Origin of the sequence: Actinocorallia aurantiaca, from assembly GCF_039533685.1 — a bacterium.
Taxonomy (GTDB): Bacteria; Actinomycetota; Actinomycetes; order Streptosporangiales; family Streptosporangiaceae; genus Actinocorallia; species Actinocorallia aurantiaca.
Genome location: NZ_BAAATZ010000019.1, coordinates 115,589 through 122,032 on the forward strand (window position 1 = coordinate 115,589; position 6,444 = coordinate 122,032).

At 69.1% G+C, this 6,444-nt stretch carries 6 protein-coding genes; 4 read left to right on the plus strand and 2 right to left on the minus strand.

Features of this window, described 5'->3' with window-relative positions:
* Positions 1-61: 61 nt before the first annotated feature.
* On the plus strand, positions 62-634 hold the full coding sequence (locus tag ABD327_RS22645; RefSeq protein WP_344452616.1) for an HdeD family acid-resistance protein: 573 nt from the start codon (positions 62-64) through the stop codon (positions 632-634).
* 58 nt (positions 635-692) lie between these two features.
* On the opposite strand, the gene ABD327_RS22650 is transcribed toward ABD327_RS22645, so the two are convergent.
* Positions 693-1,283, minus strand: coding sequence for a 3'-5' exoribonuclease domain-containing protein (locus tag ABD327_RS22650; protein ID WP_344452618.1), 591 nt, complete (start codon positions 1,281-1,283; stop codon positions 693-695).
* A 50-nt stretch (positions 1,284-1,333) separates the two neighbouring features.
* Positions 1,334-2,206, minus strand: coding sequence for a RecB family exonuclease (locus ABD327_RS22655; protein WP_344452619.1), 873 nt, complete (start codon positions 2,204-2,206; stop codon positions 1,334-1,336).
* 61 nt (positions 2,207-2,267) lie between these two features.
* On the opposite strand from ABD327_RS22655, the gene ABD327_RS22660 reads away from it, so the two are divergent.
* From ABD327_RS22660 to arc, 3 genes are all read left to right on the plus strand, one after another.
* Complete coding sequence (locus ABD327_RS22660; RefSeq protein ID WP_344452620.1) at positions 2,268-3,389, plus strand: M50 family metallopeptidase; 1,122 nt, start codon at positions 2,268-2,270, stop codon at positions 3,387-3,389.
* Between the two features lie 50 nt (positions 3,390-3,439).
* A complete protein-coding gene (locus tag ABD327_RS22665) occupies positions 3,440-4,408 on the plus strand; it encodes a tRNA (adenine-N1)-methyltransferase (RefSeq protein WP_344452621.1) in 969 nt (322 codons plus the stop codon).
* 202 nt (positions 4,409-4,610) lie between these two features.
* A complete protein-coding gene (gene arc / locus ABD327_RS22670) occupies positions 4,611-6,371 on the plus strand; it encodes a proteasome ATPase (RefSeq protein WP_344452623.1) in 1,761 nt (586 codons plus the stop codon).
* Positions 6,372-6,444 lie beyond the last annotated feature (73 nt).

Here is a 6,444-nt window from a genome sequence, read left to right on the forward strand (position 1 = left end):
GTTGGCTCGAGCGGGAACGCGGGATGCCCCTAGGCAGGAAACCCATCGGCGGGAGACGGCGATGCTCGAGGAAATGGCCCGTAACTGGTGGATGCTGGCACTACGCGGCGGCCTGGCGATCCTGTTCGGCCTGCTCGCCTGGTTCTGGCCCGGCATCACCGCCCTCGCCCTCGCCCTGCTGTTCGGCGCCTACGCGCTCGTCGACGGGGCCGTCGCCCTCTTCCACGCCCTCAAAGGCGGCGTCCGAGGGCAGTCGCGCGCCTGGCTCGCCCTGTCCGGAGCCTGCGGGGTCGTGGTGGGGATCCTCGCCCTGTTCTGGCCCGGAGCCACGGCCTTCGTACTGATCATGCTGATCGGGATCTGGGCCATCCTCACCGGCGTCACCGAGATCGTCGCCGCCATCTGGATGCGCCGCCGGATCGAAGGAGAAGGGTGGCACATCCTCAGCGGCGGCCTCTCGGTCCTCTTCGGCCTGGCCCTGCTGGCCTGGCCCGGCGCCGGCGGCCTCGCCCTCCTGTGGATCATCGGCGTGTTCTCCATCGCCTTCGGCATCTCGCTCGTCGTCGCGGCGTTCAGGCTGCGCTCCCTGCGCCACAGCACCGGCTCACCCCGGCCGGACGCCCACGCCATCTGAAAGAAGCCCCCATCCCCGGGCCCTCCGCCCCAGTGCGGAGGGCTCCGGCCGCCTCCGCTCAGTCCCGCCCGTCCCACATCATGAGGTTCTGCAGCAACTCGGCCTGCTCCACGGCGTCGTCCAGCGCGTGATGGGTGTGCCGGCGGTCCGGCAGCAGCCGGCTCGGCATCTTCCCCTTCACCGAGTCCCGCACCAGCGCCCCGGCACGCGCCGCGTACAACGTCTTCATGTCGAGCGCCCGCGAATGCCCGAAAGGCGACCCGCCCTCGGCGAACCGCACGAAATACCAGTACATCCACATCCAGTCGAATCCCAGCGGATAAGCGGCGAAGACCGGGAACGCCTTCGCCCGGGCCGCCCGCTCCCGCACCCACCGCGCCGCCGCGGTCATCGCCTCCGCCGGCTCGGCCCCCTCCGCCAGCAGCACGTCCCGGTCCAGACCGCTGACCGCCAGCGCCTCCGGCACGAACGAGGCGCTGATCGGCTTCAGCTCCACATAGAAGGTGTGCTCCAGCGGATCACGAGGAGTGAACACCGAACCGTCGAAGCCCCCCGCCACCGAGAACCCGAAACTCAGCATCGAATACGGGCCGGGCACCGGCCCGTCGGCCTCCACGTCACAGGAGAAATAAAGATCGCTGGAACCCATGCGGGAACCGTAGCGGGGCCCGCACCCGACCGCACCGGGATTCGCCCCGACTACAGATCCACCGACACGTCCCTGGTCGCCGGGACGACCTCCGGCTCACCCCCCGCCGCAGGAGCCTCCGGCAGCGGCGGGAGCACGCCCCCGAACTCCGGACAGCGCGCCTTGTGGTCGCACCAGTCGCACAACCGCCCCGGCCGGGGCCGCCAGTCCCCGGAGTCCATCGCCCGCCGGATCGCCTGCCACAACGCCTCGACCTTGCGCTCCGTCGCCCGCAGATCGGCCTCGTCCGGGACATACCGCAGCACCTCGCCGTTACCGAGGTACATCAACTGCAGCACACTCGGCACCCGGCCCCGCGACCGCCACAGCACCAGCGCGTAGAACTTCATCTGGAACAACGCCCTGGCCTCGAAATCCGCCCGCGGCGCCGAACCCGTCTTGTAGTCGACGACCCGCAGCTGACCCGCCGGCGCCACGTCCACCCGGTCGATGTAGCCGCGCAGCTTCAACCCCGACGACAGCACCGTCTCCACGAACAGCTCGCGGTCGGCCGGCTCCAGCCGCTGCGGATCCTCCAGCGTGAAATACCGCTCCAGCATCGTGTGCGCCTGCGCCAGCCACTCCTCCCGCTCGCCTTCGGGAGCGCCCTCGAACAGGGAGACCAGCTCCGGCTCCTCGGCCACCAGCCGCTCCCACTGCGGATCCAGCAGCTCCCGCGCCGCCTCCGGCGTCCGCCCCGCCGCCGGCAGGTCGAACAACCGCTCCAGCACCGCGTGCACCAGCGTCCCGCGCACCGCCGCCGGACTCGGCCGCTCCGGAATCCGATCGATCACCCGAAAGCGATACAGCAACGGACAGGTCATGAAATCCCCCGCGCGCGAGGGGGACAGCGAACCGATCACTGAGGTCCCGGTGGAGGTCATGCACCCGAGACTAGGGGACCGGTCGGACGAAAACACGCCGAGCCTGACTAGGCTCAAGGACGTGCACGAAGACCGAAAAGACCAGGGAACGCCCGGACTGGCGCTGGGCACCGTGGCCGGAGTACCGGTCTACGTCGCCCGCAGCTGGTTCCTGATCGCACTCCTCATCACCCTGGCCTTCCTCCCCGCGGCCAGGGCCGTCGCCCCCCAACCCGCCGCGACCCTCATCTCCTTCTCCTTCGCGCTTTTCCTCTACCTGTCGGTCTTCCTCCACGAACTCGGACACGCCATCACCGCCCGCGCCTTCGGCCTCCCCGTCCGCGCGATCATCCTCCACCTCCTGGGCGGCGTCACCCACCTCGAACGCGAGGCCACCAGACCCGGCGCCTCCTTCCTCATCGCCGCCGCCGGACCCCTGCTCTCCCTGCTCCTGGCCGCCGCGGGCCTGGCCGTCGACCTCCTCGCCGACCTCCCGCCGGTCCCCGAACTGCTCCTGCGCGCCCTCACCCTCACCAACCTCACCGTCGGAGTGTTCAACTTCCTGCCCGGACTCCCGCTCGACGGCGGATTCCTGCTCCGCGCCGTGGTCTGGAAGCTCACCGGCAAGGACCGCACCGGCACGATGGCCGCCGCCCACGCCGGACGCGTCCTGGCCCTGATCGTCCTGACCGGCGGGATCTTCCTCGCCACCCGCGGCGCCGGCGTCGACTGGATCTCCGTCATCTGGGCCGCGTTCCTCTCCTCCTTCATGTGGATCGCCGCCACCCAGTCCATCCGCGCCGAACGCCTCCGCGACCGCATCCCCCTCCTGCAGGCCCGCCGCCTGGGCCGCAGAGCCGTCGCGGTCACCGCCGACACCCCCCTCGCCCAGGCCCTGGAGACCGCCCGCGCCGCCCAGGCCGGCGCCATGGTGATCGTCGACCACGACGGACGGCCCACCGGCCTGGTCAGCGAACAGGCCGTCAAAGCCGTCCCCGAACACCGCCGCCCCTGGGTGAGCGCGGGCGAGGTCTCCCGCGCCCTCTCCGGAGCCACCACCCTCCCCGCCGACCTGTCGGGCACCGGCCTCATCGACGCCCTCCGCGACTCCGGCGCCGCCGAACACCTCCTCGTCGAACCCGGCGGCGAGATCTACGGTGTGCTGTCCGCCCGCGACCTCGACCGCCTCCTGGCCCGCACCTGAGCCCTCCAGGAGCGGACCGGACGCGCCCCCGACGCCACTAGGCTGGAGGGATGACCGCCAGCACCCCACCTGCTCCTCGCACGCCCCACGGCATCCTCAGGGACGGCGACCAGGTGCAACTGACCGACCCCAAGGGCAGGATCAACACCCTGACCCTGCAGACCGGCAAGCAGTGGCACGGCCACAAGGGCTGGATCAGCCACGACGAGATCATCGGCAGGCCCGAGGGCATCGTCGTGCGCTCCACCGGCAACATCGAATACCTCGTCTTCCGGCCCCTGCTCCAGGACTTCGCCGTGCGCATGCCGCGCGGCGCCGCCGTCGTCTACCCCAAGGACGCCGGCCAGATCGTCGCCATGGCCGACATCTTCCCCGGCGCCCGCGTCGTCGAGGCGGGAGCCGGCTCCGGCGCCCTGTCCTGCTTCCTGCTGCGCGCCGTCGGCGAGCACGGCAGCCTCTCCTCCTACGAGCGGCGCGAGGACTTCGCCGAAGTGGCCCGCAAGAACGTCGAGAAGTTCTTCGGCGGCCCCCACCCCTCCTGGAAGCTGACCGTCGGCTCCCTCGAGGACGCCATCACCGAGACCGACGTCGACCGCGTCGTCCTCGACATGCTCGCCCCCTGGGAGTGCCTGGACGCCGTCGCCAAGGCCCTGGTGCCCGGCGGCCTGGTGTGCGCCTACATCGCCACCACCACCCAGATGTCGCGGGTCGTCGAGGGCCTGCGCGAGCACGGCTGCTTCGCCGAGCCCTACGCCTTCGAGACGCTGGTGCGCTCCTGGCACGTCGAAGGGCTCGCGGTGCGCCCCGACCACCGCATGATCGGCCACACCGGCTTCCTGGTGACCGCGCGCCGGCTCGCCGACGGCGTCACCCCGCCGCTGCGCCGCCGCCGCCCCGCCAAGGGCGCCTACCCCGAAAGCGGTTCGACGGAACTCACCCGGGGTAATGACAACCGTTTCCCCGACACTTCCCAGGACGTTCCCGCGCCGGAATCCGGTTTTGGTTCGCCTCCGGCGTAACCGGCACCCCTTCGGCCGACACGCCGTGTTTTTTCTGTTTCAGTGACGTTTCTTTTCCCATCGAAAGCCGCTCCGACCTGCGAAGACTGCGCTCCGTAACCAATCGACAGCGGTACGGAAACACAATAGTCAGGTTACGGAACCCCGTCAGATAGGTAGGGTCAGAGTAGGTCGTCGGCTCTTCGTGAGGAGGTGACGGGGCGTGGCCGCTCGTGATGACGCCGCGGGGCGAAAGGCGCAGGACAAGGAGGTTCGTGACCTCCAGACTCAGCTCTCTTTCCTGGAGGAAGAGATCTCGGTCCTGCGTCGGAAGCTCGCGGAATCCCCCCGCCAGACGCGGGTGCTCGAGGAGCGCCTGCACGAGGCACAGGCGAATCTGGCCGCTGTGACAGGCCAGAACGAGCGACTGGTGTCCACACTCAGAGAGGCGCGAGAGCAGATCATCGCTCTCAAGGAAGAGGTCGACCGGCTGGCACAGCCGCCGTCCGGCTACGGCATCTTCCTGAACGCCCGTGAGGACGGCACCGTCGACATCTTCACCGGGGGCCGCAAGCTCCGGGTGAACGTCAGCCCGGCGGTGGAGGTCGAGGACCTCCAGCCCGGACAGGAGGTCATGCTCAACGAGGCCCTCAACGTGGTCGAGGCCCTCGAATTCGAGCAGCAGGGCGAAGTGGTGGCCCTCAAGGAGGTGTTCGCCGACGGCGAACGCGCTCTGGTGGTCGCCCACGCCGACGAGGAACGCGTGGTCCGGCTGGCCGAACCGCTGCGCGGCATGACGCTGCGCGCCGGCGACTCGCTCATGCTCGACACCCGCTCCGGTTACGTCTACGAGAAGATCCACAAGGCCGAGGTCGAGGAACTCGTCCTCGAAGAGGTCCCCGACATCGCCTACGAGGAGATCGGCGGGCTCGGTCCCCAGATCGAGATGATCAGGGACGCCGTCGAACTGCCCTACCTGCACGCCGAGCTCTTCCGCGAGCACAAGCTCCGCCCGCCCAAGGGCGTGCTGCTCTACGGACCGCCCGGCTGCGGAAAGACCCTCATCGCCAAGGCCGTCGCCAACAGCCTGGCCAAGAAGGTCGCCGAGAAGACCGGACAGGAGGGCAGGTCCTTCTTCCTCAACATCAAGGGACCCGAACTCCTCAACAAGTACGTCGGCGAGACCGAACGGCACATCCGCCTGGTCTTCCAGCGCGCCCGCGAGAAGGCCTCGGCCGGCACCCCGGTCATCGTCTTCTTCGACGAGATGGACTCGATCTTCCGCACCCGCGGCTCCGGCGTCTCCTCGGACGTGGAGAACACGATCGTGCCCCAGCTGCTGTCGGAGATCGACGGCGTCGAGGGCCTGGAGAACGTCATCGTCATCGGCGCCTCCAACCGCGAGGACATGATCGACCCGGCGATCCTGCGGCCCGGCCGCCTGGACGTCAAGATCAAGATCGAGCGGCCCGACGCCGAGGCGGCCAGGGACATCTTCTCCAAGTACCTCCTGACCGACCTGCCGCTGCACCCCGACGACCTCAAGGAACACGGCGCCGACCCGACCCAGACGGTCGACGCCATGATCCAGCGGACCGTCGAGCGCATGTACACCGAGACCGAGGAGAACCGCTTCCTCGAGGTGACCTACGCCAACGGAGACAAGGAAGTCCTCTACTTCAAGGACTTCAACTCCGGCGCGATGATCCAGAACATCGTCGACCGGGCCAAGAAGATGGCGATCAAGCAGTTCCTCGACACCGGCCAGAAGGGCCTGCGGGTCCAGCACCTCCTCGACGCCTGCGTCGACGAGTTCTCCGAGAACGAGGACCTGCCCAACACCACCAACCCGGATGACTGGGCCCGCATCTCCGGCAAGAAGGGCGAGCGGATCGTCTACATCCGCACCCTCGTCTCCGGAACCAAGGGCACCGACGCCGGACGCTCCATCGACACCGTCGCCAACACCGGTCAGTACCTCTAGACCCAGAAAAGCCGTAAAAGTCAGGGAAAGTCACTGAAGCCCCGACGACACGGCACGAGCAGTCCCCACAGCC